23 protein-coding genes are annotated in these 22,551 nt (G+C 61.0%); 13 read left to right on the forward strand and 10 right to left on the reverse strand.

Going from position 1 to position 22,551, the window contains the following annotated elements; translation table 11 throughout:
* Positions 1-20 precede the first annotated feature (20 nt).
* The 4 genes from QOM08_RS06690 to QOM08_RS06705 all read right to left on the reverse strand — a co-directional run bounded on the left by QOM08_RS06690 (position 21) and on the right by QOM08_RS06705 (position 3,424).
* Positions 21-527 (reverse strand): hypothetical protein, encoded by a 507-nt coding sequence (locus QOM08_RS06690; protein WP_316912726.1) that lies wholly within the window; start codon positions 525-527, stop codon positions 21-23.
* Positions 528-855: 328 nt separating this feature from the next.
* The gene (locus tag QOM08_RS06695) at positions 856-1,905 is read right to left on the reverse strand and encodes an alkene reductase (RefSeq protein ID WP_076386007.1); all 1,050 of its coding nucleotides are present in this window, start codon (positions 1,903-1,905) and stop codon (positions 856-858) included.
* A 32-nt stretch (positions 1,906-1,937) separates the two neighbouring features.
* Entirely contained in the window at positions 1,938-3,104 is a 1,167-nt protein-coding gene (locus QOM08_RS06700; protein ID WP_047228027.1) for an MFS transporter, read from the reverse strand.
* Positions 3,105-3,121: 17 nt separating this feature from the next.
* A complete protein-coding gene (locus QOM08_RS06705; RefSeq protein WP_047228026.1) occupies positions 3,122-3,424 on the reverse strand; it encodes an ArsR/SmtB family transcription factor in 303 nt (100 codons plus the stop codon).
* A 156-nt stretch (positions 3,425-3,580) separates the two neighbouring features.
* On the opposite strand from QOM08_RS06705, the gene QOM08_RS06710 reads away from it, so the two are divergent.
* On the forward strand, positions 3,581-4,165 hold the full coding sequence (locus QOM08_RS06710) for an ACP phosphodiesterase (RefSeq protein WP_047228025.1): 585 nt from the start codon (positions 3,581-3,583) through the stop codon (positions 4,163-4,165).
* Positions 4,166-4,309: 144 nt separating this feature from the next.
* Here the strand turns inward: QOM08_RS06710 and QOM08_RS06715 are convergent, their stop codons facing one another.
* Positions 4,310-5,101, reverse strand: a complete 792-nt coding sequence (locus QOM08_RS06715) for a lysophospholipid acyltransferase family protein (RefSeq protein ID WP_047228024.1) — start codon at positions 5,099-5,101, stop codon at positions 4,310-4,312.
* The gene (gene olsB / locus QOM08_RS06720) at positions 5,101-5,856 is read right to left on the reverse strand and encodes an L-ornithine N(alpha)-acyltransferase (RefSeq protein WP_047228023.1); all 756 of its coding nucleotides are present in this window, start codon (positions 5,854-5,856) and stop codon (positions 5,101-5,103) included. The genes QOM08_RS06715 and olsB overlap by 1 nt, the downstream gene beginning before the upstream one ends.
* A gap of 145 nt (positions 5,857-6,001) precedes the next feature.
* Between olsB and QOM08_RS06725 the strand changes: the two genes are divergently transcribed.
* The 5 genes from QOM08_RS06725 (at position 6,002) to QOM08_RS06745 (ending at position 10,296) form a co-directional block, all read left to right on the forward strand.
* Entirely contained in the window at positions 6,002-6,874 is an 873-nt protein-coding gene (locus QOM08_RS06725) for an acyl-CoA dehydrogenase (protein WP_139050945.1), read from the forward strand.
* Between the two features lie 169 nt (positions 6,875-7,043).
* Complete coding sequence (locus QOM08_RS06730) at positions 7,044-8,138, forward strand: serine hydrolase (RefSeq protein WP_316912727.1); 1,095 nt, start codon at positions 7,044-7,046, stop codon at positions 8,136-8,138.
* Positions 8,135-8,446 (forward strand): amidase, encoded by a 312-nt coding sequence (locus QOM08_RS06735; RefSeq protein ID WP_316912728.1) that lies wholly within the window; start codon positions 8,135-8,137, stop codon positions 8,444-8,446. The genes QOM08_RS06730 and QOM08_RS06735 overlap by 4 nt, the downstream gene beginning before the upstream one ends.
* Positions 8,447-8,546: 100 nt before the next feature.
* The gene (locus QOM08_RS06740) at positions 8,547-9,137 is read left to right on the forward strand and encodes a YceI family protein (RefSeq protein WP_047228019.1); all 591 of its coding nucleotides are present in this window, start codon (positions 8,547-8,549) and stop codon (positions 9,135-9,137) included.
* Between the two features lies 1 nt (position 9,138).
* Positions 9,139-10,296 carry a phospholipase D-like domain-containing protein gene (locus QOM08_RS06745; RefSeq protein ID WP_047228018.1) on the forward strand — a complete coding sequence of 386 codons (1,158 nt, stop codon included), beginning with the start codon at positions 9,139-9,141 and terminating at the stop codon, positions 10,294-10,296.
* Positions 10,297-10,422: 126 nt separating this feature from the next.
* Here the strand turns inward: QOM08_RS06745 and bglX are convergent, their stop codons facing one another.
* Positions 10,423-12,714, reverse strand: a complete 2,292-nt coding sequence (gene bglX, locus QOM08_RS06750; protein WP_188252083.1) for a beta-glucosidase BglX — start codon at positions 12,712-12,714, stop codon at positions 10,423-10,425.
* Positions 12,715-12,976: 262 nt separating this feature from the next.
* Here bglX and QOM08_RS06755 point away from each other — a divergent pair, with 262 nt between their 5' ends.
* The 6 genes from QOM08_RS06755 (at position 12,977) to QOM08_RS06780 (ending at position 17,640) form a co-directional block, all read left to right on the forward strand.
* Entirely contained in the window at positions 12,977-13,585 is a 609-nt protein-coding gene (locus QOM08_RS06755) for a LemA family protein (RefSeq protein WP_047228016.1), read from the forward strand.
* A gap of 107 nt (positions 13,586-13,692) precedes the next feature.
* Positions 13,693-14,400: a TPM domain-containing protein gene (locus QOM08_RS06760; protein ID WP_171061409.1), complete on the forward strand. Its 708-nt coding sequence runs from the start codon at positions 13,693-13,695 to the stop codon at positions 14,398-14,400.
* Between the two features lie 28 nt (positions 14,401-14,428).
* Positions 14,429-15,046 carry a TPM domain-containing protein gene (locus QOM08_RS06765; RefSeq protein WP_076386005.1) on the forward strand — a complete coding sequence of 206 codons (618 nt, stop codon included), beginning with the start codon at positions 14,429-14,431 and terminating at the stop codon, positions 15,044-15,046.
* Between the two features lie 150 nt (positions 15,047-15,196).
* A complete protein-coding gene (locus QOM08_RS06770) occupies positions 15,197-16,414 on the forward strand; it encodes a class I SAM-dependent methyltransferase (RefSeq protein WP_160891792.1) in 1,218 nt (405 codons plus the stop codon).
* Between the two features lie 231 nt (positions 16,415-16,645).
* Positions 16,646-17,227, forward strand: coding sequence for a DJ-1/PfpI family protein (locus tag QOM08_RS06775; protein ID WP_047228012.1), 582 nt, complete (start codon positions 16,646-16,648; stop codon positions 17,225-17,227).
* A gap of 68 nt (positions 17,228-17,295) precedes the next feature.
* Positions 17,296-17,640, forward strand: a complete 345-nt coding sequence (locus QOM08_RS06780; RefSeq protein WP_047228011.1) for a YegP family protein — start codon at positions 17,296-17,298, stop codon at positions 17,638-17,640.
* Between the two features lie 96 nt (positions 17,641-17,736).
* On the opposite strand, the gene QOM08_RS06785 is transcribed toward QOM08_RS06780, so the two are convergent.
* Positions 17,737-18,756, reverse strand: a complete 1,020-nt coding sequence (locus QOM08_RS06785) for a DUF4917 family protein (RefSeq protein WP_316912729.1) — start codon at positions 18,754-18,756, stop codon at positions 17,737-17,739.
* A 140-nt stretch (positions 18,757-18,896) separates the two neighbouring features.
* On the opposite strand from QOM08_RS06785, the gene yiaY reads away from it, so the two are divergent.
* Positions 18,897-20,045 (forward strand): L-threonine dehydrogenase, encoded by a 1,149-nt coding sequence (yiaY, locus tag QOM08_RS06790; protein ID WP_316912730.1) that lies wholly within the window; start codon positions 18,897-18,899, stop codon positions 20,043-20,045.
* Here yiaY and QOM08_RS06795 read toward each other — a convergent pair.
* Both QOM08_RS06795 and QOM08_RS06800 read right to left on the reverse strand, forming a co-directional pair.
* On the reverse strand, positions 20,042-21,205 hold the full coding sequence (locus QOM08_RS06795; protein ID WP_316912731.1) for an MFS transporter: 1,164 nt from the start codon (positions 21,203-21,205) through the stop codon (positions 20,042-20,044). The two genes, yiaY and QOM08_RS06795, sit on opposite strands and share 4 nt — an antisense overlap.
* A 12-nt stretch (positions 21,206-21,217) precedes the next feature.
* On the reverse strand, positions 21,218-22,453 hold the full coding sequence (locus QOM08_RS06800; protein ID WP_047228007.1) for an aminotransferase class I/II-fold pyridoxal phosphate-dependent enzyme: 1,236 nt from the start codon (positions 22,451-22,453) through the stop codon (positions 21,218-21,220).
* Positions 22,454-22,551 lie beyond the last annotated feature (98 nt).

Below are 22,551 nucleotides of genomic sequence, written 5' to 3' on the forward strand. Positions count from 1 at the left end.
CCTGTTACCGACCCTCCGGTTTATTCAACAATGAGGCGCACGGAATAGTTGAAAGGGGGTTCGAGCATCTTCTGAAAGATTTCCGAGCGGCAGGTGTATTCACCATTGCCGGTATACGCAGTTTTGCTTTTCCTGTTTGGCCTGTAACTGGATTCCAGGACGCCAAAACCGATGGGGGCTTCAAAGCGGGTTTGCATTTGGCAGCCGAAGTTGAAGGTGCTCATTTGATAGGAGAGAACTAATTCAATCGGTTTGATTTTTCTCAGCGTCGGTTGCCAGCCAGCAGCGGGATAAGTGAATTTCCTGTTATGGGCGAAATAGAATTCGCGGGTTGTTTTGGCGGGGACATCATAAGCGCTCAAGAACATGTCCGGGGGCGTGGGTTGCTCACTTAAAATGTTGGTCATTTCCAAGGCGTGAGAAGTTTTGTTTACCAGCTCCACGGTGATGCCGGTGTTGGCCAGGCTGGTGGCGACGGCTGCCGGTCCCAGTAGCAGAGCGAGGATTAAGTTTTTCATCATGTTCATTGTAATGTGTCTCTCATGTATTACGAGGCGCGCTAAAGCCTGCGTAAGATAATGGCGCGTAATTGAAGTTGCTCGGTTTAGTGTTGTTTTTTACAAGAATTGAAGTTGCTTATTAAGTTTGATAAATGTCGGTTAAATCCATTGGTTGAGTGGGTTGTTGTTCGGGCTTATTATTAACGCTGTACGGTGTGTTAATCCATAGTGAGTAAGTGTGGTGTTGTTATTTGATGTTTCGATGTCTGCGGAGTTTGATTGCGTCAGCCGTCAACAGATGTAAAAAAGCCCCGGCTCTTGCGAGTCGGGGCTTTTTGTAAGGCCGGTTTTTTATTTACATCACGGGGTAATCGATGTAACCCACCGGGCCTTTCCCATAGAACGTTTCCGGATGCGGCTCGTTCAGCGGTGCGTCAGCTTTCAAGCGCGCCGGCAGGTCCGGGTTGGCAATGAACGGCACACCAAAGGCAACGGCATCCGCTTTGCCCTCGGCCAGCCAGGCGTTGGCGCTGTCCTTGGTGAAACGTTCGTTGGCAATGTACGGGCCACCGAAAGCTTGCTTGAGCTGCGGGCCGATGCTGTCTTCGCCTTCCTTTTCACGGGAGCAGATAAAGGCGATGCCACGCTTGCCCAACTCGCGGGCCACATAGCTGAAGGTTTCCAGGCGGTTCTCGTCGCCCATGTCATGGGAGTCGGCGCGTGGCGCCAGGTGCACGCCAACCCGGCCGGCGCCCCAGACTTCAATGGCAGCGTCGGTCACTTCCAGCAGCAGGCGGGCACGGTTTTCCAGGGAGCCGCCATAGTTGTCGGTGCGCTGGTTGGTGCTGCTTTGCAGGAACTGGTCGAGCAGGTAGCCGTTGGCGCCATGGATTTCCACGCCGTCGAAACCGGCGGCCTTGGCGTTCTCGGCGCCTACGCGGTAAGCCTCAATGATATCGGCGATCTCCTCGGTTTCCAGCGCGCGTGGCGTCGGGTAGTCGGCCAGCGGACGCACCAGACTTACATGGCCCTTGGGCTGGATGGCGCTGGGCGCCACCGGCAATTCGCCGTTCAGGTAAGACGGATGGGAGATCCGGCCCACGTGCCACAGTTGCAGGAAAATCTTGCCGCCGGCGCCGTGGATGGCCTTGGTCACGTTGCTCCAGCCGCGCACCTGGTCGTTGGACCAGATGCCGGGGGTATCGGGGTAGCCCACGCCCATGGGCGTGACAGAGGTGGCTTCGCTGAGGATCAGGCCAGCGGAGGCACGCTGCACGTAGTACTCGGCCATCAGCGCGTTGGGCACACGGCCGGCGTCGGCACGGCAGCGGGTGAGCGGTGCCATGATGATGCGGTTCTTCAGCTCGATGTCGCCGAGTTTGATTGGATCGAAAATAGTCGTCATCAATTACAACCTCGAAAGTTAAGGGTTAAAAGTCAGTGAGTGGCAGGGGCCAGGTCGGCATTGCCGCCCTGGCGGAAAGTGATCAGGGTGACCAGCAGCGCCAGCACGGCCAGCGCACCGGCGGCCAGGGGCACGCTGGTCAGGCCCAGGCCGTGGTCGATGACACTGCCGCCGACCCAGGCGCCCAAGGCGTTGCCGATGTTGAAGGCGCCGATGTTCAGGGTGGAAACCAGGTTTGGCGCGTCTTTGCCGAAGGTCACCACGTTGACTTGCAGGGCCGGCACGGCGGCGAAGCAGGCGGTGGCCCAGAGGAACAGGGTGATTTCAGTGGGGATCAGCGCGACGCTGGTCCAGCTCAATACGGTGGACACCACAGCCATGGTGGTGAAAACCCCCATCAGCGTGTTCGCCAGGCTCTTGTCCGCCAGCTTGCCGCCGATGATATTGCCCAGAGTCAGGCCCAAGCCGATCAGCACCAGGGTCCAGGTCACGCCGCGGGGCGATACGCCAGTGACTTCTCCCAGCAGCGGGGCGACGTAAGTGAACAGGGTGAACACCGAGGCGGAGAACAGCGCGGTCATGCTCAGGGACAGCCACAGGCCTGCGCCCTTGAGGGCGACGAGTTCCGAGCGCATGTCGAGTTTTTCTTCATCGCGCTTGGCCGGCAGAAAGCGGATCAGGCCGATCAGTGCAATTACGCCGATGACGGTCACGGCCCAGAAGGTCGAGCGCCAGCCGGCTTCCTGACCCAGCGCGGTGCCCAGCGGTACGCCGAGTACGTTGGCCAGGGTCAGGCCGGTGAACATCAGGGCTACGGCCGAGGCGCGCTTGTTGGGTGCCACCAGGCCGGCGGCCACCACCGAACCGATGCCGAAGAACGCGCCATGGCACAGGGCGGTGACGACCCTGGCGAACATCAGCACGTTGTAATCACTGGCGATGGCGCAGAGCAGGTTGCCGACGATGAAGATCCCCATCAGCGCGACCAGGGCGGCCTTGCGCGGCAACCGTGCGGTGGCCAGGGCCATGAACGGTGCCCCGATGGCTACGCCCAGGGCGTAGCCGGTCACCAGCCAGCCGGCGCCGGGAATCGATACACCCAGGTCGGCCGCCACCTCAGGCAACAGGCCCATGATGACGAACTCGGTGGTGCCGATGGCGAAGGCGCTCAGGGCCAGGATGAGAAGTGAGAGGGGCATGGTGGATCCTTGTCGGGTCAGAGCTCTTGGCTCATTTGCTTGAGGAACTGCTGGATCACGTCCTCGTTGCGTTTGAAGAAATGCCATTGACCGACCTTCTGGCTGGTGATCAGCCCCGCCCGTTGCAACACCGCCAGATGGGCGGACACCGTGGACTGCGACAGGCCGCAACGCTGGTCGATCTGCCCGGCGCAAATGCCGAATTCGTGGTTGTGCAACTGTTCGGGGAACTGGACCTTGGGGTCTTTGAGCCAGTTGAGGATGTCTCGCCGTACTGGGTGTGCCAGGGCTTTTATTATTTCGTCGAGGTCGAGGGGCATGGTTGGCTGCTCGGAATGAGTAAAACGCTATATCGCGATGGGGCGAACTTTAAATCGTTATTTCGCGATACACCAATATGGATTTGATCTGAAAACCGAATAAATCGCTATATCGGGTTATAACGATATTGGCGCGGCGGTGCTAAGCTTCGCGCCATGAACTATCTCGCACACCTGCACCTCGGCGGCCCCGGCCGGGAACGACTGCTCGGCAGCCTCTACGGCGACTTCGTCAAAGGGCCGTTGCAAGGGCTGTACGATCCGCAGATCGAAGCGGCGATTGCCCTGCATCGACGCATCGACATGTACACCGACCGCCACCCCGTGGTGGATATCGCTTTGTCGCGCTTTTCCACCGTACGGCGGCGCTATGCCGGAATTGTGCTCGACGTGTTTTTTGATCATTGCCTGGCCCGGGACTGGGCGCTGTATGGCGAAGGGCCGTTGATGGACTTCACCTCCCAGGTCTACCGAGTGCTCGCCGCCGAGCCGCAGTTGCCTGGGCGTCTGGCGCAAATCGCGCCTTACATGGCGGCGGATGACTGGCTGGGGTCTTATCGAGAATTCGATGTGCTTGGGCAAGTATTGCGGGGGATTTCCCGACGCCTGTCCCGGCCGGAGGAACTGGCCGGGGCCATGGAAGAATTGATCAGGCTCTATGAACCGTTGAGCGAAGACTTTCAGCTGTTCTACCCGCAGTTGCAGGATTTTGCGTTGAGCCAGACAACACGGCAGGGGTGATGTTGGAGGCGGTTCTTGCCGTCACTGAAGTTCAAATGTGTGAGCGAGCCTGCTCGCGATGAGGGCCTGGCAGTCAAGAACCAACTGACTGACCGCTATCGCGAGCAGGCTCGCTCCCACAAGGGCTCTGCACAGGGCTCAGGATCAGGCCGCGATCGCAGGCCGCATCGGCACTTGCTGCTTTTGTGGGATTTCGCCAAACAATGCCTTATGCACCGCCTGTTGCGCCTGGAAGGCCAGGGCAGCTCGCTCCTGGCCGTGGCAGGCAATCGGTTCCAGCAGATGGATGTGCACCTCGCCCCGGTCATTGGCGAACAGGCGCATCAGGTGCGACAGCAAATCATCATCGCCAACGAACGGCGCCAGCGAGTCCGGTTCACCGTTGCGCAGGTAGCGGATCGCCACCGGTTGCAGCGCCACGTCCGCATCGATGGCCGCCGACAATAAACGACCGTGGAAAGTGCGCAGGGAGCGGCCATCGGTGGTGGTGCCTTCGGGAAACATCAGCAGCGGATGGGCCTGTTCCAGGTGTCGGCTCATTTGCTTGCGGATCAACTGGCTGTCGCCCGAGCCGCGCCGGATAAACAGGCTGCCAGCCTTGGCCGCCAACCATCCGGCCACTGGCCAAGTGCGTACTTCGGCCTTGGACAGGAACGACATTGGCGTGAGCATGCCCAGCAGCGGGATATCGGTCCAGGACACATGGTTGCTGACCCACAGCATGGGCTGTTGCGGCATTTGCCCGTGCACCGTCACGCAGAAGGGCAGGGCATTGCTCAGGCGCGCCATGAAAAAACGCGACCAGCGCTGGCGGCGCACCATGGAGTTGGCCACACCCAACCGTTCGAACAGCCCGAATACGCTGGCCATGCTCAGACCCAGCGTCACCACCAGCAACACTCGCGCGATTCGCGCGTACACCCGCAACCGACTCATCACACCGCTGCCTTGAAGTGGCGGGCGTAGCGTGGGCAGAGTTCGTCACGCTTGAGCAGGATGAACACGTCGGCCACCTGGAAATCCTCATCCCAGCACGGCTCACCGCAAATCTTCGCGCCCAGGCGCATGTAAGCCTTGAGCAGAGGCGGCATTTCGGCGATGACGTTGGACGGTACGTCCAGGGCCGGCAACGGTTTTTTCGGCACCGCCCGCAGGTGTTCGGTGCACAGATAACGTTCGCGCAGACGCTGCATGATCGCTTGGGCCTGGACGCCGCCGTCCTGCATTGGAATGCTCGCGCATCCCATCAGGTAGCTGTAGCCGCCCTCGTTCAGCACCTCGGCCAGTTCGCCCCACAATACAGCGATGGTGCCGCCGTTGCGGTAGGCCGGGTCGACGCAGGTGCGGCCGATTTCCAGGATCGGGCCCTTGAGATGGACCAGGCCGTGAAGGTTGAACTCTTCTTCACTGTAGAACCGGCCCAGGCTGCTGGCGGCGTGGTGATCGAGCAGGCGTGTCGTCGCCACGAGTCGGCCGGTATTCAGGTCGCGTACGCCGATGTGGGCGCAGTGAACATCATAGTCATCCATGTCCAGACCCATTTCCGCGCCTTTGAGCTTGGCGTTGAATTCGCCGCTGAAGACGTTGAAGCGCAGGGCCTGGGCTTCTTGCAAAGCCTTGGCGCCAATCAGGCGTTCGGCTTGCAGGCGGCGTTCATTGCCAGTGTCGCTGATGCGGGCGATCTGAGTCATAGCGAATCTCCGTGCGGGCTGTTCAGTTGCAGCCGATCGACTTTCTTTATGCAGCCATGTTGTGCAAAGTCAGGCTATGTAGCCCCGGTGTCATCGCCATGAAGCTTTGGTGATGCTTATATGACAGCCCATTAAGGAGCCTCCTATGCCCTGGCAAAACCTGATCGAACGCGGCGAACGGTTGCCCGCCCATCCGGACCTGGCTGAGGGTTATGCGGCCTTGCTGCAACGCCTGGGGCCGGTTACGCCGTTCGAACTGGCCGTCATGGGGGCGCGATTGATGGCAACGCCGGGGTTGGCTTTTCTGGTGGGGTATCAGGCGGCGCTGCGGGTGCTTTGGCCGAGCGCGCCCCAGAGCCTGGGCGCCTTGTGCGCCACGGAGCAGCGCAGCCTGCGCCCGGCGGACATGCAGACTCGCATCACCGACCTGCGATTGAACGGGCGCAAGGATTTCGTTACTGCGGGCGATGCCGCCGAGTGGCTGCTGATTGCCGCCCGCAGCGAAGCACCCGGCGAGCCGCCGCGGTTGAATCTTGCGGTGGTTTATCCCGGAGAGCCGGGCGTGACCCTGGAAAAACTCCCGGCCATCGCCCTGATGCCAGACATCAGCCATGGCCGGGTGCTGCTTGATGGCGCGCTGTGCGAGTTGTTGGCCGGGGACGGCTGGGACGCCTACGTCAAACCGTTCCGCACCCTGGAAGACCTTTATGTGCTCAGTGCCATGGCCGCCTGGCTGTATGGCGTGGGGCAGGAGTGCGCTTGGCCCCAAGCCCTGCAGCTGCGTCTGCTGGGATTGCTGGCCGGTTGCGCTGAAGTGAGCCGTCACAACCCGTCCAGCGCGGCCGGGCATGTGCTGCTGGGTGGGTTGTTCGCCCAGTTCAACGGGCTCGATGAAGAACTGAACGACGCCCTGGCCGCCGGCCCGGCGGTGTGGCGCGAGATGTGGACGCGAGATAAAGCCGTGATGGACATGGCGGCGGGTGCGCGGGCCAAGCGGTTGGCCAAGGCGTTGGGATAACCCTTTGTGGGAGCGAGCCTGCTCGCGATAGCGGAGTGTCAGTTGACATCAATGCTGCTGAGCCAGCGCTATCGCGAGCAGGCTCGCTCCCACAGGGAAATGCCACCCATACCCAAATTGTCATCAAGTCTGAATAGGCTCCGAAGGTTCAATCCTGCGAGCCCCGAGCATGTCCAAAGGCTGGTTCCTGATCCCGCTGCTGTTGCTCAACCTGTACGCCCAGGCTGAAGACTGGCCCGGTGAGCAATGGCCAAGTGGCCCGACCCCCACCGGGCCGGCCATCGAAGCCCTGGAGCAATACGCCTTCCCACCCCGCGACGATGCCACTCGCCAGGGCATCCGCACCGATGCGCTGCTGGTGATCCTGGACGGGCGGCTGGTTTACGAGCGTTATGCCGGGCCCACCCGTGCCGACACTGCGCACCTGACCTGGTCGATCAGCAAAAGCCTGATGGCGACGGTGTTTGGCGTGGCCTATGGGCAAAAGCTGTTCAGTCTGCAGGATCCTGCCGCCAGGTATTACCCGGCGTTGAGCAAGCATCCGGACATGACCTTGGCCGATCTGTTCCATTGGGCCTCGGGACTGGATTGGCAGGAAGATTACGAATACGCACCGCTCAAGTCCTCGGTGGTGGCGATGCTTTATACCCGTGGGCGTCATGACATGGCGGCGTTCACTGCGCAGCATGAGCGCTACAGTCCGCCGGGGCAGGTGTTTCGTTACTCCAGTGGTGACAGCAACCTGCTGGCCGCGGCATTGAAAAATATCGTTGGCCCGGCGCGGTATGCCGATTATCCCTGGACGGCCCTGTTCGAGCCGCTGGGTATCCGCCACGCCACCTGGGAAACCGACGCCGCCGGCACGTTTGTCGGGTCCTCCTATGCCTACCTCACGGCGCGGGACCTGGCGCGTGTGGGGCTGTTGATGCAACGCGAGGGGCGCTGGGGCGAGCGGCAACTGATCCCGCAAGCCTGGGTGGCGTTCAACCGCGAGCCCTTCGCCCGCTTCCGGGCCGGCCAGGATGAAGCGGTGCCCGGTGGGCATTGGTGGCTCAACCGCGCGGCCGACCCGGCCATCCACCCGTGGCCCGATGCGCCGCCGGATACGTTTGCCGCGCTGGGCCATTGGGGGCAGGCGTTGTACGTGATCCCCAGCGCCCGGTTGGTCATCGTGCGCTACGCTGATGACCGCGACGGCAGTTACCGCCACAACGAATTGCTCAAGCGGGCCATGGCGGCGTTCGCCGGGACGGTGCAGCCATGAGACGCAGACCGTTGCTCACGCTGATGTCGGTGCTTGTTGTGACGCTGCTCGGCTGGATCTGGCTCGAGCGGGTGGCGCTGCGGGCCTTCCCCGACATCATCAGCGCCTACACCGCCAAGGAATATTGCTCGTGTCGCTACGTGATGGAGCAACCGGCTGACTATTGCCGTGGCTATGTAAAGCAGTCGGTGCCCATCAGCGATTTTCTCGAAACGCCTGAAGCGAAACGCATCACCGTCGCCGGGCTGGGGCGAAGCAATAGCGCACGATGGCTGGGGGAGCGGCGGGGCTGTCGGTTGGAGCCGTGACCGGACCTGTGTATTCCCATTGAGGATTGAAACAGAAGGTTTGCAAGTGCCCTCGGCCCGGTTAAGGTTCGCCACAGGTTTATCTGCCCTCCGAGTGTGTATGTTCAAGCGGTCTTTTTCTCACGCTGTCGCGACCTTGCTGCTGGCCTGCGCCGCGCTGCCGGTCCAAGCCAATTGGTATCTGGACGGCGAATCGTCGCGGCTGTCGTTTATCAGCAGCAAAAATGGCAACGTTTCCGAGGTCCAGCGTTTCCTGGTGCTTCATGGTCAGGTCCAGCCCAAGGGGATGGTCCGGCTGGAAGTGGAGCTGGAGTCGGTCAACAGTGGCATTCCCCTGCGTGACGAGCGCATGCGCGCCGAGTTGTTCGAGATCAAACAATTTGCCGACGCCGCCATTACCGCGCAGCTCGACCTGTTACCGATCCAGGACCTGGCCAACGGCGCTCAACTGGAACTGCGCTTGCCGCTGACCGTGGACCTGCACGGCAAGCAACATGTGTATCAGGCCGAACTGCTGGCAACGCGCCTGGATGAACGACGGTTCCAGGTCGTGACCCTGGAGCCGGTGGTGCTCAATGCGGCGGATTTCGATCTGGCGCCGGGATTGGAGAAGTTGCGCAAACAGGCCGGGCTGTCGGCCATCAGCCTCGCAGTGCCGGTGAATGCGGTGCTGATTTTCACGGCGCGCTGACATGGGAGGCCCGGTATTTCCGTGGCGCGAGGGCAATCGCTTCGAGCTGTTGATCGATGGCCCGCAGTTTTTCCCGCGCATGCTGGTGGAAATTGCCCGCGCCCAGGAACAGGTCGAGCTGGAGCTGTACCTGGTGGAGGCGGGAACTTGCGCCGAGGCGATGGTCCAGGCACTCGTCCAGGCTGCCGAGCGCGGTGTTCGCGTGCGTTGCCTGTTCGATGACTACGGCAGCCTGGCGTTTACCCAGGACCTGCGCCACCGCCTGATCGAGGCGGGCGTGGAGCTGCGTTTTTACAATCGCCTGAGTTGGCGCCGCTGGGTACGGAATTTATATCGGGACCACCGCAAGCTGCTGTTGGTGGACCAGCGCCTGGCGGTGGTTGGCGGCACCGGGGTCACCGATGAGTTCTGGAGCCCGCTGGATGACCGCTGCGAGTGGCACGAGGTCATGGTGGAAATCGTCGGCCCCTTGGTGCTCGACTGGCAGTTGCTGTTTGACCGCCAATGGCTCGCCAACCGCCATCGCCGTGCCTGGAAACCGGCTTCCAACTTCGGCTTGCCGCGCTTGCCCCGGGTTCCGCCGATGGGTGAGGGCATGGGGCGGGTGGCTTATGCCGATGCCCGCCAGAATCGCGACATCCTGCAATCGTTGTCCCGGGCCCTCAACAGCGGCCAGAAGCGGATCTGGATGGCGACCCCGTATTTTTTGCCGACCTGGAACGTGCGTCGCTCCTTGCGCAAGGCTGCCGCCCGGGGCATCGATGTGCGCCTGCTGCTCACCGGCCCGCGCACCGATCACCCGTCCGTGCGCTACGCCGGGCACCGGTATTACCCGCGTCTGCTCAAGGCTGGGGTGAAAATCTTCGAATACCAGCCGTGTTTCCTGCACCTGAAGATGGTGCTGGTGGACGACTGGGTCAGCATCGGCTCCTGTAATTTCGATCACTGGAACCTGCGCTTCAATCTGGAAGCCAACCTCGAAGCCCTCGACTCCGCACTCAGCACGGCAGTGGCGGCGAGTTTCGAGCGAGACTTCGCCCAGAGCCTGGAGGTCAGTCTCGACACCTGGAAGCGCCGGCCGCTGTGGAAACGGGTCAAGCAACGGGTGTGGGGATTGGTGGATCGGTTGGTGGTGAATGTGCTGGGGCGGCGGGGTTAAGGTTCAGCAAAAACAATGTGGGAGCTAGCCTGCTCGCGATGGCGGCCTGACAGTCAATGATGCGGTGACTGGTAGGCCTTCATCGCGAGCAGGCTCGCTCCCACGGTTATTTGCGCTGTTGATGAATCAGAGCAACTCGAAACTCTGTTGCTTCACATCCTGGGAATCCAGGCCGATCTGGACGTTGAACTTGCCCGGTTCAGCGGCGTATTTGAGCTGGGCGTTGTAGAACTTCAAGTCGTCTTCGGTGATGGTGAAGTGAATGACTTTCTTCTCGCCAGCCTTGAGCATCACCTTGCGGAAGTTCTTCAGCTCCTTCACTGGGCGGATGATCGAGCCGGTCACATCCTGGATATAGAGCTGCACCACGGTTTCGCCGTCACGCTCACCGGTGTTTTCCAGGGTCACGCTGGCATCGAGCTTGCCGGTCTTGTTCAGCGTGGTGGACGACAGGGCCATGTCCGTCAGGCTGAATTCGGTGTAGCTCAGGCCGTAGCCGAACGGGTAGAGCGGGCCTGTGGTGTCATCGAAGTATTGCGAGGTGTAGTTGCCCGGCTTGCCCGGCGTGAACGGTCGACCAATGCTCAGATGGTTGTAGTAGGTCGGAATCTGTCCTACCGAGCGCGGGAAGGAGATCGGCAGTTTGCCCGACGGGTTGTAGTCGCCGAACAACACGTCGGCGATGGCGTTGCCGCCTTCGGTGCCGCTGAACCAGGTTTCGAGGATCGCATCGGCCTGTTGCTTTTCATCCACCAGCGCCAGCGGGCGGCCGTTCATCAGCACCAGCACCAGTGGTTTGCCGGTAGCCTTCAGGGCCTTGATCAGCTCGCGCTGGCTGGCGGGGATGCTCAGTTCCGTGCGGCTCGAGGATTCGTGGGACATGCCGCGCGACTCACCCACGGCGGCCACCACCACATCGGCATCCTTGGCAGCTTTTACCGCTTCGTCGATCAACACCTGGGCAGGGCGCGGGTCATCCACCACTTCCGGGGCGTCGAAGTTGAGGAAGTTCAGGTAGTCGAGCACCTTCTTGTCGCCGGTGATGTTGGCGCCACGGGCGTAGATCAGTTTCGATTCTGCGCCCAGTGCGCGGGTCATGCCGTCGAACAAGGTCACCGATTGCGCAGGGCGCCCGGCAGCGGCCCAACTGCCCATCATGTCGATCGGAGCCTTGGCGAGCGGTCCGACCAGGGCGATTTTTGCGTTTTTGTTCAGGGGCAGGGTCTGGTTGCGGTTTTCCAGCAGGACCAGGCTGCGGCGGGCCACGTCACGGGCATCGTCGCGGTGCAGGCGGCTTTCAGCGTAGGTGTCGGCCGGGTCGTCCTCGGCCTTGCCGATGCGCAGGTACGGATCCTTGAACAGGCCCATGTCGTATTTGGCGGCGAGGACTTCGCGCACCGCATTGTCGATGTCGCTCTGCTCGATTTCACCGGCCTTGAGCAGTCCAGGCAGCTCCTTGCCGTACAGCGAGTCGTTCATGCTCATGTCGATGCCGGCCTTGATCGCCAGCTTCGCCGCTTCGCGACCGTCCCGGGCCACGCCATGCTTGATCAGTTCGAAGATGGCGCCGTGGTCACTCACTGCCAGGCCCTTGAACCCCCATTCCTTGCGTAACAGATCGTGCATCAGCCAGGTGTTGGCGGTGGCGGGCACGCCGTTGATGGAGTTCAGCGCGACCATCACCCCGCCGGCACCCGCATCGATGGCGGCGCGGTAGGGTGGCAGGTAGTCCTGGTACATTTTCACCGGGCTCATGTCCACGATGTTGTAGTCCCGGCCACCTTCCACCGCGCCGTACAGGGCGAAGTGCTTGACGCTGGCCATGATGCTGTCGGCCGCGTTGGCGCCACTGCCCTGGAACGCTTTGACCATCACCCCGGCGATGCGCGACACCAGGTAAGTGTCCTCGCCAAAGCCCTCGGAGGTCCGGCCCCAGCGGGGGTCGCGGGAAATATCCACCATCGGCGCGAAGGTGATGTCCAGGCTGTCGGCCGCCGCTTCCTTGGCAGCGACGCGGCCGGAGCGGTAGATGGCGTCCATGTCCCAGCTGGAGGCCAGGGCCAGGGGGATCGGGAAAATCGTGCGATGGCCGTGGATCACGTCATAGGCGAAGAACATCGGGATCTTCAGCCGGCTGCGCATGGCCGCGTCCTGCATCGGGCGGTTTTCATCCCGGGTGATGGAGTTGAACGTACCGCCGATGTTGCCGGCGGCGATTTCCTTGCGAATCATCTCCCGAGGCATCTCGGGGCCGATGCTGATCAGGCGCAACTGGCCGATCTTTTCCTCGAGGGTCATCTGCTTCATCAGGTTGCTGATGAAGGCATTCTTGTTCTCTATCGGGGTTGGCAGGTTGTCGGCTAATACGGATTGACTGGCCAGTGTGACGAACAGGCCCAGCAAACACAGCTTCTTCATGAATGGTTTCTCGCAAGCCTAAGGGCGGTAATCAGGACTCGCCGGTCAGCAAAATGTGAGGAGCGGCTATTGTTGTTCGAGTATTGTCTGAATATGAGCAGCACTGTTTTCGAACGCACGCGGATGAACTTAGTTTCGCACCGGGCATCTTTTAGCCCATCGACCCGATTCAATCCCGTGGCGGCGGCAGATTATGCCCCAGACGCTGGTGAGATAGGTGGCTGTGTTTTCTTCAATGGACTGTATAGGGGAGTTTCAACCGATGAATCTACGACTCGATCACCTTCGCCACCTGCCAATACTGGCGCTGATGCTGTTCACCACGCTGCTGGCCGGTTGCGGCATCAACAATATTCCAACCCTGGACGAACAGGCCAAGGCCGCCTGGGGACAGGTGCAGAACCAGTACCAGCGCCGAGCCGACCTGATCCCCAACCTGGTGGAAACCGTCAAGGGCTATGCGCAGCACGAACAGGAAACCCTGACGGCGGTGGTCGAGGCGCGGGCCAAGGCCACGTCCATCCAGGTCGATGCCGGTACCCTGGACAACCCGGAAAAACTCAAGCAGTTCCAACAGGCCCAGGACCAGTTGAGTGGTGCGTTGAGCCGGCTGATGGTGGTGGTCGAGCGTTATCCGGACCTCAAGGCCAACCAGAACTTCCTGGCCTTGCAATCACAACTCGAAGGCACCGAGAACCGCATCGCCGTGGCTCGTCGCGACTTCATCCTGGCGGTGCAGAAATACAACACCGAAATCCGCACCTTCCCCGGTCGTTTGTGGCACAGCGTGCTGTACAGCGATCTGCCGATCCGCGAAACCTTCGAAGCCACCAGCCCCAACGCCGAAAAAGCCCCTGAGGTGAAGTTTTGATGGAGCAGCTGCAAGCTTCAAGCTACAAGCCTCAAGCACAGTCAATACGCACTGCTTTTGCTTATAGCTTGAAGCTTGCAGCTTGCAGCTGCGCCTTGCTGCTCTGCATGTTTGCCATCACGGCCCAGGCCGAGTTGAGTTTTCCGGCACTGACCGGGCGGGTGGTGGACACTGCCCAGATGCTGGAACCCTCGGTGCGCACGCAACTGGATGCACAGCTCAAGGCCCATGAACAGGCCACCGGTGAACAGGTGGTCGTGGTCACGCTGGCGGACCTGCAAGGCAGCAGCATCGAAGACTTCGGTTATCAACTGGGGCGTCACTGGGGCATCGGGCAGAAGGATAAAAACAACGGCGCGCTACTGATCGTGGCCCGGGATGACCGTAAACTGCGGATCGAAGTGGGCTATGGTCTGGAAGACCGCCTGACTGACGCCCAGAGTTCGGTGATTATCAATCAGGTGATCACTCCGGCGTTCAAGGCCGGCAATTTCAACAAAGGTATCAGCGACGGCGTAGCGGCGATGCTGATGGTGCTGGGCGGCAATGCGCTGGATGAGCCGGCTGCGGTGTACGGTGCCGACGGCCAGGAAGAGGGCGATTTCGTCGGGCGCCATCCGGGGCTGTTCGTGTTGTTGGTGCTGCTGTTCATCGTAACGGTGTTCGTGTGCCAGATGCTCGGTATCCTGCCGGCCGGACGCGGTGGTTCCGGGGGCGGTTATGGCGGTGGCGGCGGTTTTGGCGGCGGCGGTGGCGGCGGCTTCAGTGGCGGTGGGGGCAGTTTCGGGGGCGGCGGTTCGTCGGGCGGCTGGTGACAATAATAATGAGCAGGCACTTTTAACCATGGCATTACTGACTGAACACGAACAACGCAAGGTCGCCGAGGCCATCGCCCGGGTGGAGCGCGATACCGATGCCGAGCTGGTCACCGTGCTTGCTGCCCGCGCCGACGACTACGCCTACATCCCGCTGCTGTGGGCCAGCCTGCTGGCCTTGGTGGTGCCCGGCATGGTGCATTACCTCACGGGCTGGCTGAACATGCACAGTCTGCTGCTGGTGCAGTGGGTCCTGTTTATCGTGCTGTGCCTGGCGTTTCGCATTCCTGCAATCACCACTCACCTGATCCCCCGTTCCGTGCGCCACTGGCGCGCCTCCAATCTGGCGCGCCGGCAGTTTCTCGAGCAGAACCTGCACCACACCGTCGGCGGCACAGGAATGTTGATTTTCGTTTGCGAGGCCGAGCGGTATGTGGAAATCCTGGTGGACGAAGGCATTTCCAAGCGTCTCGACAACACGCGCTGGGAGGCCATTGTCGCCACCTTCACCCAGCAGGTCCGCCAAGGACAGACGTTGCAGGGTTTTGTCACCTGCATCGAGGCCTGCGGCGAATTGCTCAAGGAGCATGTACCCGTGACTCACGCGCGCAATGAGCTGCCGAATCGGCTGGTGGTGCTGGGCTGAAAAAATTTCTGCCAGCACAAGCCTGTGGGAGCAAAGCCTTGCTCCCACAGGGGATACTGCTCGCCACACGAACTTTTCCGTGCCCTCACTGCCCATCCCCCCTAAAATAACCGCCATTCCCGATCCGCCCGCCCCGAGGCCGCTTTTTCCATGTCTGTCACCGCTACCCCCGCCCGTCCTGCGCCGGATCACCACGCCCAGTTCATCGAGCTGCTGCAAAGCAGCCTTGAGCAGAACGCCTTCATCAAACTGGTGCTGGCCAAGTACGTCGGTGACGAAGCGGACTTGCAACGGCTGATCATCAAGCAGTTGACGGTCAAGGATCAGCCCTGCCTGTCCTTCGTTTACCGCTACAAAACCCGCGACATCACCAAGAATTTCCCGCTGGCCGAAGGCGTGGCGACCATCGCTGCGTTGTTGCCGGTGTCGTTCAAGAACGCGCACCTGCTGGCTGTCACCGACGAAGCGCAGCTGGAATACAGCAAAAAGGGCAAAAGCTCGCTGTTCAAGAGCAAGCCCCAGCAACTGCGAGAAGTGCCATCGGCCGAGCACAATCGCGAGAAAAACCGCTTCCTCGACCTGAACCGCCCGTTCCTGGCGGATTTGGGCGTGACCAACCATAAGCACGAGCTGATCCCGGCGATGTCGCGCAAGTGGAAGCAGATCAACAAGTTCATCGAAGTCTTCAGCCATGCGCTGACATCTTCGCCGCTGGCCTTGGATCAGCCGGTGCGGGTGTCGGACTTTGGCTCGGGCAAGGGTTATCTGACGTTCGCCATCCATGACTACCTGCGCAACACCTTGCAGGCTGAAGGGATCGTGACCGGCGTCGAACTGCGAGAGGACATGGTCAAGCTGTGCAACGAAGCTGCCGCGCGGCTGGAGCACCCGGGCCTGAGCTTCCAGCACGGCGATGTGCGCAGCGTGGCGCCGGCCGCGGTGGATGTGATGATTGCCTTGCATGCTTGTGATATCGCCACCGATTACGCGATCCACATGGGCATTCGCTCGGGCGCTTCGATCATCATGTGCTCGCCGTGTTGCCACAAGCAGATCCGCTTGCAAATCCAGAGTCCGGCGTTGCTCAAGCCGATGCTGCAATATGGCCTGCACCTGGGCCAGCAGGCAGAAATGGTCACTGACAGTCTGCGGGCGCTGTTTCTGGAGGCATGCGGCTACGAAACCAAGGTGTTCGAGTTCATTTCCCTGGACCACACCAACAAGAACAAGATGATCCTGGCGGTCAAACGCGCCGAACCGGTGGACCCGGCAGAGCTGCTGGCGAAGATCCAGGAACTCAAGGCGTTCTACCACATCACCGAGCACTGCCTCGAAACCCTGCTGCGCGCTGACGGTTACCTCGCCTGAGTGACTGACACATTACCCTGTGGGAGCGAGCCTGCTCGCGATTGAACGATGACGCGGTGTACCTGAAAAACCGCGTCGCCTGAATCGCGAGCAGGCTCGCTCCCACACGTTGCATTCAGCATCCAGCGATGTGCAGCCCGTCAGGTAATCGCCGCTTATCCCTCATCTACCGACGTACCGGTCTACCTTTAATGCGTTCACCCCCTACGCATTTTTCAAGGAGTCCACCCCATGGCCGCAAAGAAAATCCTCATGCTGGTCGGCGATTACGTCGAAGACTATGAAGTCATGGTGCCATTCCAGGCCTTGCAGATGATCGGCCACACCGTTCATGCCGTGTGCCCGGACAAAAGCGCCGGGCAGACCGTGCGCACGGCGATCCACGACTTCGAGGGCGACCAGACCTACAGCGAAAAACCGGGGCATCTGTTCGCACTGAATCATGATTTCGTCGGTGTCGAGGCCGCTGATTACGATGCGTTGCTGGTGCCGGGCGGACGTGCGCCGGAATATCTGCGCCTGAATGAGAAAGTCCTGCAACTGGTGCGCGAATTTGACCAGGCGGGCAAGCCGATTGCAGCGGTATGCCACGGTGCGCAATTGCTGGCAGCGGCGGGTATCCTGGAAGGGCGTGAATGCAGCGCCTATCCCGCCTGTGCCCCGGAGGTGCGTCTGGCGGGAGGGACCTTTATCGAGTGCGCGGTCACCGAAGGCCACGTTCAAGGCAATCTGGCGACCGCGCCCGCCTGGCCGGCACATCCGAACTGGCTGGCGGGGTTCCTGACGTTGCTGGGCACGGCCATCACCTTGTAAGGCACTGGCAGAACAAGCCCAGCGGGTCTTTACTCTTGGGGATGCCTCAACCGCCCAGGAGAAAGAACATGTCCGGATGGTACGAAGTCAGCAAAAGCAGCAACGGCCAGTTTAAGTTTGTGCTCAAGGCGGCGAACGCCGAAACGATTTTGACCAGCGAGCTGTACACGACCCGCAGCGGTGCCGACGGTGGCATCGCTTCGGTGCAGAAGAACAGCCCACTGGCTGAACGTTATGAACTCAAGAGCACCAAGGACGGCCATCCTTACTTCAACCTCAAGGCTGGCAATCACGAAGTGATCGGCAGCAGCGAAAGCTATTCCTCTGACGCCGCCCGGGACAAGGGCATTGCCAGCGTCATGGCCAACGGACCGACGACGGTGATCAAGGACAAGACGCTGGCGGCGCTTTGACAGGACGCCAAAAGCCGAGGGGCAATGTGGGAGCAAGCTTTGCTCCCACCGATAAATCCCTTCCCCACAAGCTACGGGGCCGTGCCTGCCCTGGCTCTAAACCTCCACCGGCACCGACAGTTTCGGGTTGCCCAGCGGATGCGTCTTGGCATCGAAGAACCGCAGTTCAACCGCCAACCCCTGGAACACCTTGGCGTAATGGCGCTTCTGGTGCTGAATGAACGCCTGGCTGCGGGGGTAGATCGAGATTGCCACGGTTTTCGGCGCGGCCTGGCGCAGGGCATGGACGATGTGACTGTCCTGTTCGCCCAAGGCATGGCCGAACAGGCACAGGTTGTCGCCGTGGTGCAGCAACTGGTCGTAGCAGAACGATAGGTAATCAGAGCTGCGAATGGTCTTGAGCTTGTCCTGGCTCGGGCCTTCATTGACGAACAGCGGCACGTCGTCAAGGGTCTTGATCGTATTGTTGATGGCGAAACTGCCCAACAGCGTGCCTTCGGTGGCGGTCAGCTTGCGTGCCGTGCCGTCCTGGTTGCGTACCAAATGCAGGCCACCGTGCAAGTACAGCAGACGTGGTTTGTCCGTGTCTGCCTGGCGCAGATCAAAGCTGTGATCGTTGCCCAGGAACAGGTCGGTGACGGTCTCGGGCGCATGCTGGATCGCCCAGTAGTTGAGCAGATCGTAGTTGGTGGTGAACACCGTGCGATAGCGGCCCAGCTCCTGATTGAGCGTCGCCAGGGTCGAGGGTTCGACCAGTCGCCACGGGATATGCACCGCGTGCACGGTGTTGATCAGTGCTTCCTTGATTGCGTAGTAGCGGTTGCGCGGTGCAGCGGAACTGACGGCCAGGGCCTTGTTGACCCGGCTGGTGGTTTTCAGCGCGCCGAGTACCTGTTCGAAACTGCGTGTCTGCATCGCGTCGAACACACTCATTTCCGACGGGCTCAAGGGTTTTTCTTCGACTGTGCGAGCGTTTTCGAACAGCGAGTCGTAGCCGAAATCGTCCCATACGGCGCGGCTGGCGCCGTTACCCAGCAGCAAGCCGCTGAAAACGGTGCTGGCGCGCAAGGCATCCCAGTCTTCGAGCTGGGCGTCGTATTGCTGGAAGTCGGTCATTGCGAAAGTTATCTCAAAACGTGGTTAAGGCAGGGCGCGACTTTATCACGACCCAGTCTTGAGCCAGATCAAGATGCGCTGTGACCAGTCGGTCATTCTGGTAGCCCTGCCAATCCCGGCCTCTTCCAGGAGCATCTCCCATGAGCAGCACCTTTTTCATTCCCGCCGTGAACGTCATGGGGCTGGGTTGCCTCGACGAGGCCATGACCGCCATCCGTAACTACGGCTTTCGCAAGGCCCTGATCGTCACTGACGCAGGGTTGGCCAAGGCCGGCGTCGCCAGCAAGGTGGCCGACCTGCTGGCGCAGCAGGACATCGATTCGGTGATTTTCGACGGTGCCAAGCCCAATCCCAGCATCGCCAATGTCGAGCGCGGGCTGGGGTTGCTGAAGGAGAGCCAATGCGATTTCGTGGTGTCGCTGGGTGGTGGCTCGCCCCACGATTGCGCCAAGGGCATCGCCTTGTGTGCCACCAACGGCGGGGAAATTCGTGACTACGAGGGCGTTGATCGCTCGAGTAAACCGCAGTTGCCGCTGATCGCCATCAACACCACGGCAGGTACTGCCAGCGAGATGACCCGTTTTTGCATCATCACCGACGAGACCCGCCACGTGAAAATGGCGATTGTCGACCGCAACGTGACGCCGCTCATGTCGGTCAACGATCCGGCGTTGATGGTGGCGATGCCCAAGGGGCTGACGGCCGCCACCGGCATGGATGCGTTGACCCATGCGATCGAAGCTTACGTATCCACTGCCGCCAATCCGATCACCGATGCCTGCGCGCTGAAAGCGGTCACGTTGATCAGCAACAATCTGCGTCAGGCCGTGCGCGACGGCAACGATCTGACGGCGCGGGAGAACATGGCCTACGCGCAGTTTCTCGCGGGGATGGCATTCAATAATGCCTCGCTGGGTTTTGTGCATGCGATGGCCCATCAACTGGGTGGTTTTTATGACTTGCCCCACGGCGTGTGTAATGCCGTGCTGTTGCCCCATGTGCAGAGTTTCAACGCCTCGGTATGTGCCGCTCGGCTGACCGACGTGGCCCATGCCATGGGCGCCGATACACGCGGACTCAGTCCGGAGGAGGGCGCGCGGGTGGCCATTGAGGCGATCCGCAGCCTGGCCCGGGATGTGGATATTCCGGCCGGCCTGCGTGAGTTGGGCGTACGTCTCAACGACGTGCCGGTACTGGCCACCAACGCATTGAAAGATGCTTGTGGCCTGACCAACCCACGGGCAGGGGATCAACGGCAGATCGAGGAGATTTTCCGCAGCGCCTTTTAAGCGACCCGTGGCGGCATGAACCGCACGCACAGCATCGCTGCCACCGCCAGCAGCGTGCACAATGCCGCCAGCGGCCAGGCCTGTTGACTCAACAACAGGCTGGCCATGGCGCCGATCGCCGATGCCATCAGTTGATGCAGGAAACCGCTCAACGCCATGGCATAAGCACCGGCCACCGGTGAACCCTCGTTGGCCAGGGACAGGCTGATGGGGTAATTCAACGATTGGCCGAACACCGCGAAGCAGTACGGCAACCAGAACAGCAGCGCAACACTGCTCAGCGCGACGCTCCCCAGCAGCATGGTTGCGCTGCCACCCAGCACCAGCGCAATGCCCCAGCTCATCAGCCGTCGCTGACCGGTGCGCAGCACAAAGGCGTTTACCGCCAGCGCGCCGAACAGGTACGCCGCACTGATCGGCCAGCCCAGCAGGCCGTACTCAATCGCTGACCAATGAAAGCTTTCCTGCAGGATCAGTGGCGCGGCGGTGTTGAACGCGACGATCACGCCGTAACCCAGGCCACCAGCCAATGCCGGCAGTAAAAAACCTCGGTATCGGAGAATTCTGCCGTAGACGCGCCACGCTGATTGCCCGTGGCTGCTTTCTGTCAGCACTGGAAAGCCGACCCAGGACACTGCCACCGCCATAGCCAGGCTGACCGCACCCAAACCGTAGAAGATCGCTTCCCAGCCGAAGGCAACCTGGATCAAGGAGCCCAGATACTGGCCGATGCCAAGGGCAATCACGAAGGCTATCGAGATCCATGACAGGGCCTTGGCCAGCAGATCGCCGCTGAAACTGTCACGGATCAATACCCTGGCCATCACCGAGATACCGCTGGCGCCGATGCCCTGAATCAACCTGAGCGTCAGGAACGCCTCGACTGTCGTACCCAGCGGTAAGGCCAGGTTGCTCAGGCCGTACAACCCCAATGCCGCCAGCAACACCGGTTTGCGTCCCAGACGCTGGCTCACGCTGCCCCACAGCAACATTGGCAGCGCCATGCCGATCAGGTAAACCGACAAGCCCCAGGAAACCCGGGACGCATCGGCCCCCAGATCCCGGGCAATGTCGGGCAGGGCCGGCAAGTAGATGCTCATGCCCAGTTGTGCCAGGAAGACGGTGGTGCAGGTGATGATCAGGGTCGTACGGTTCTTCATCAAGGCGCTCGTTCAAGGACGGATGTCACGCCCGTGTGCCAGCAGCAGATCGGTGATCCGTTCGCAGAACGAGCGAATCACGTTCGTCTCCATGTCGGCGCGCAGGGTGATGCGGATTGCGGCCTTGTTTTGTGGCACTACGGGGAAAAAGACCGCTGAAGTGAAATACCCCAGGTCGGCCAGTTCGACCGCCAGGCTGTTGGCCAGGGTTGCTTCACCGCATGTCACCAGGCGGATCGCCATGGCATTGCCGAGCTGTTCGGTGCGGATGAGGCTGTCGAAGAGGCGGATATTAGCCTGCAAACGCTCCTGCAAGGCGCTGAATTCTCGACTGCGGTGCAGGCGGATCGAGGCAATGCCGGCGCCAATGGCCGCCGCGTTCAGGCTCTGGGACCAATTGCTCGGCCCGCCGTAGCGCTGCACCAGTGTTTTTTGCCGTTCACTGCCAAACATCGCCAGGCCGCCACTGGCCCCGAATGATTTGGCCAGCGAGGCGACAATCAGCGTGCGCTCGTCCACGGCGTGCAAGCGTGACCGGACCAGGCCCGCTCCGCATTGCCCTACGGCGGACAGCGCGTGGGAGTCATCCAGATAGAGAAACAGGCCATAGCGCTGTTTGAGGTACAACAGGCTGTCCATATCCGTCACCCCGCCCATGCTGTAGGCCCCATCGGCCACATACGCCACGTTGCGCTGTCGTTTGCACACGTCCTCGAGAAAGTCCATGTCGTTGTGGGGCCCGGTGATGACTTGGGTTTCATCGGCGCAGGCAGCCTTGACGTGGTTCATCGAGTAATGGGCATGTTTGTCAAACACCATGACCGGCGGCCGATTGTCGGTGAGCACGCCGCTGGCCAGCAACGGCAGGATCCCGGCGCTCGCTGCGCTGCATGACAGGGCGCTGAGACAACTGGCGCCAAACAACTCCGACAATTGGGTTTCGTATCGGTCCAGGATCGCCAGTTTGCAGCGGTTTTTCGAGTTAGCGACGCGCAAGGTCCCGGTTTCCCACAGGGCCGTCATGGCCCCGTCCAGCAACGCCGGATGGTGATCCAGGCCCAGATAGGACGTGGTACAGAAGTGGTGAAAGGTTCGGCCGTACTGGTCGACCAGGACATTGGGTGTCTTGACCTCGACATTCAGCCCTGAGATTTTTCCGACTTCGGCGCTCTGCCAGTCCTGGTCCGCCAGGGAAATGACCTTACGGTAGTTGGTGTAGCGATGGGTTGGCTGTGCAGTCTGGTTCATGGTGCGCTTACATTCCTTGGTTGAGTGGTGCTGTCCGTGGGTGGTTTCGATATCTGTGTGTTTCCAGACTTTACAGATCGTTATGCAGGGCTTTGAAT

Origin of the sequence: Pseudomonas sp. P105 (genome assembly GCF_032614175.1) — a bacterium.
GTDB lineage: Bacteria > Pseudomonadota > Gammaproteobacteria > Pseudomonadales > Pseudomonadaceae > Aquipseudomonas > Aquipseudomonas rhizophila.

What these genes read in the sequence shown, in the direction of transcription:
- QOM08_RS06715 (WP_047228024.1), bottom strand. Translation starts at nt 5,101, where the DNA reads ATGAGTCGGTTGCGGGTGTACGCGCGAATCGCGCGAGTGTTGCTGGTG.
- QOM08_RS06690 (WP_316912726.1), bottom strand. Translation starts at nt 527, where the DNA reads ATGAACATGATGAAAAACTTAATCCTCGCTCTGCTACTGGGACCGGCA.
- QOM08_RS06745 (WP_047228018.1), top strand. Translation starts at nt 9,139, where the DNA reads ATGGGAGGCCCGGTATTTCCGTGGCGCGAGGGCAATCGCTTCGAGCTG.
- QOM08_RS06700 (WP_047228027.1), bottom strand. Translation starts at nt 3,104, where the DNA reads ATGCCCCTCTCACTTCTCATCCTGGCCCTGAGCGCCTTCGCCATCGGC.
- QOM08_RS06740 (WP_047228019.1), top strand. Translation starts at nt 8,547, where the DNA reads ATGTTCAAGCGGTCTTTTTCTCACGCTGTCGCGACCTTGCTGCTGGCC.
- QOM08_RS06755 (WP_047228016.1), top strand. Translation starts at nt 12,977, where the DNA reads ATGAATCTACGACTCGATCACCTTCGCCACCTGCCAATACTGGCGCTG.
- QOM08_RS06725 (WP_139050945.1), top strand. Translation starts at nt 6,002, where the DNA reads ATGCCCTGGCAAAACCTGATCGAACGCGGCGAACGGTTGCCCGCCCAT.
- QOM08_RS06710 (WP_047228025.1), top strand. Translation starts at nt 3,581, where the DNA reads ATGAACTATCTCGCACACCTGCACCTCGGCGGCCCCGGCCGGGAACGA.
- QOM08_RS06800 (WP_047228007.1), bottom strand. Translation starts at nt 22,453, where the DNA reads ATGAACCAGACTGCACAGCCAACCCATCGCTACACCAACTACCGTAAG.
- QOM08_RS06730 (WP_316912727.1), top strand. Translation starts at nt 7,044, where the DNA reads ATGTCCAAAGGCTGGTTCCTGATCCCGCTGCTGTTGCTCAACCTGTAC.
- QOM08_RS06770 (WP_160891792.1), top strand. Translation starts at nt 15,197, where the DNA reads ATGTCTGTCACCGCTACCCCCGCCCGTCCTGCGCCGGATCACCACGCC.
- QOM08_RS06705 (WP_047228026.1), bottom strand. Translation starts at nt 3,424, where the DNA reads ATGCCCCTCGACCTCGACGAAATAATAAAAGCCCTGGCACACCCAGTA.
- QOM08_RS06695 (WP_076386007.1), bottom strand. Translation starts at nt 1,905, where the DNA reads ATGACGACTATTTTCGATCCAATCAAACTCGGCGACATCGAGCTGAAG.
- bglX (WP_188252083.1), bottom strand. Translation starts at nt 12,714, where the DNA reads ATGAAGAAGCTGTGTTTGCTGGGCCTGTTCGTCACACTGGCCAGTCAA.
- QOM08_RS06765 (WP_076386005.1), top strand. Translation starts at nt 14,429, where the DNA reads ATGGCATTACTGACTGAACACGAACAACGCAAGGTCGCCGAGGCCATC.
- QOM08_RS06735 (WP_316912728.1), top strand. Translation starts at nt 8,135, where the DNA reads ATGAGACGCAGACCGTTGCTCACGCTGATGTCGGTGCTTGTTGTGACG.
- QOM08_RS06780 (WP_047228011.1), top strand. Translation starts at nt 17,296, where the DNA reads ATGTCCGGATGGTACGAAGTCAGCAAAAGCAGCAACGGCCAGTTTAAG.
- yiaY (WP_316912730.1), top strand. Translation starts at nt 18,897, where the DNA reads ATGAGCAGCACCTTTTTCATTCCCGCCGTGAACGTCATGGGGCTGGGT.
- QOM08_RS06775 (WP_047228012.1), top strand. Translation starts at nt 16,646, where the DNA reads ATGGCCGCAAAGAAAATCCTCATGCTGGTCGGCGATTACGTCGAAGAC.
- QOM08_RS06795 (WP_316912731.1), bottom strand. Translation starts at nt 21,205, where the DNA reads ATGAAGAACCGTACGACCCTGATCATCACCTGCACCACCGTCTTCCTG.
- olsB (WP_047228023.1), bottom strand. Translation starts at nt 5,856, where the DNA reads ATGACTCAGATCGCCCGCATCAGCGACACTGGCAATGAACGCCGCCTG.
- QOM08_RS06760 (WP_171061409.1), top strand. Translation starts at nt 13,693, where the DNA reads ATGTTTGCCATCACGGCCCAGGCCGAGTTGAGTTTTCCGGCACTGACC.
- QOM08_RS06785 (WP_316912729.1), bottom strand. Translation starts at nt 18,756, where the DNA reads ATGACCGACTTCCAGCAATACGACGCCCAGCTCGAAGACTGGGATGCC.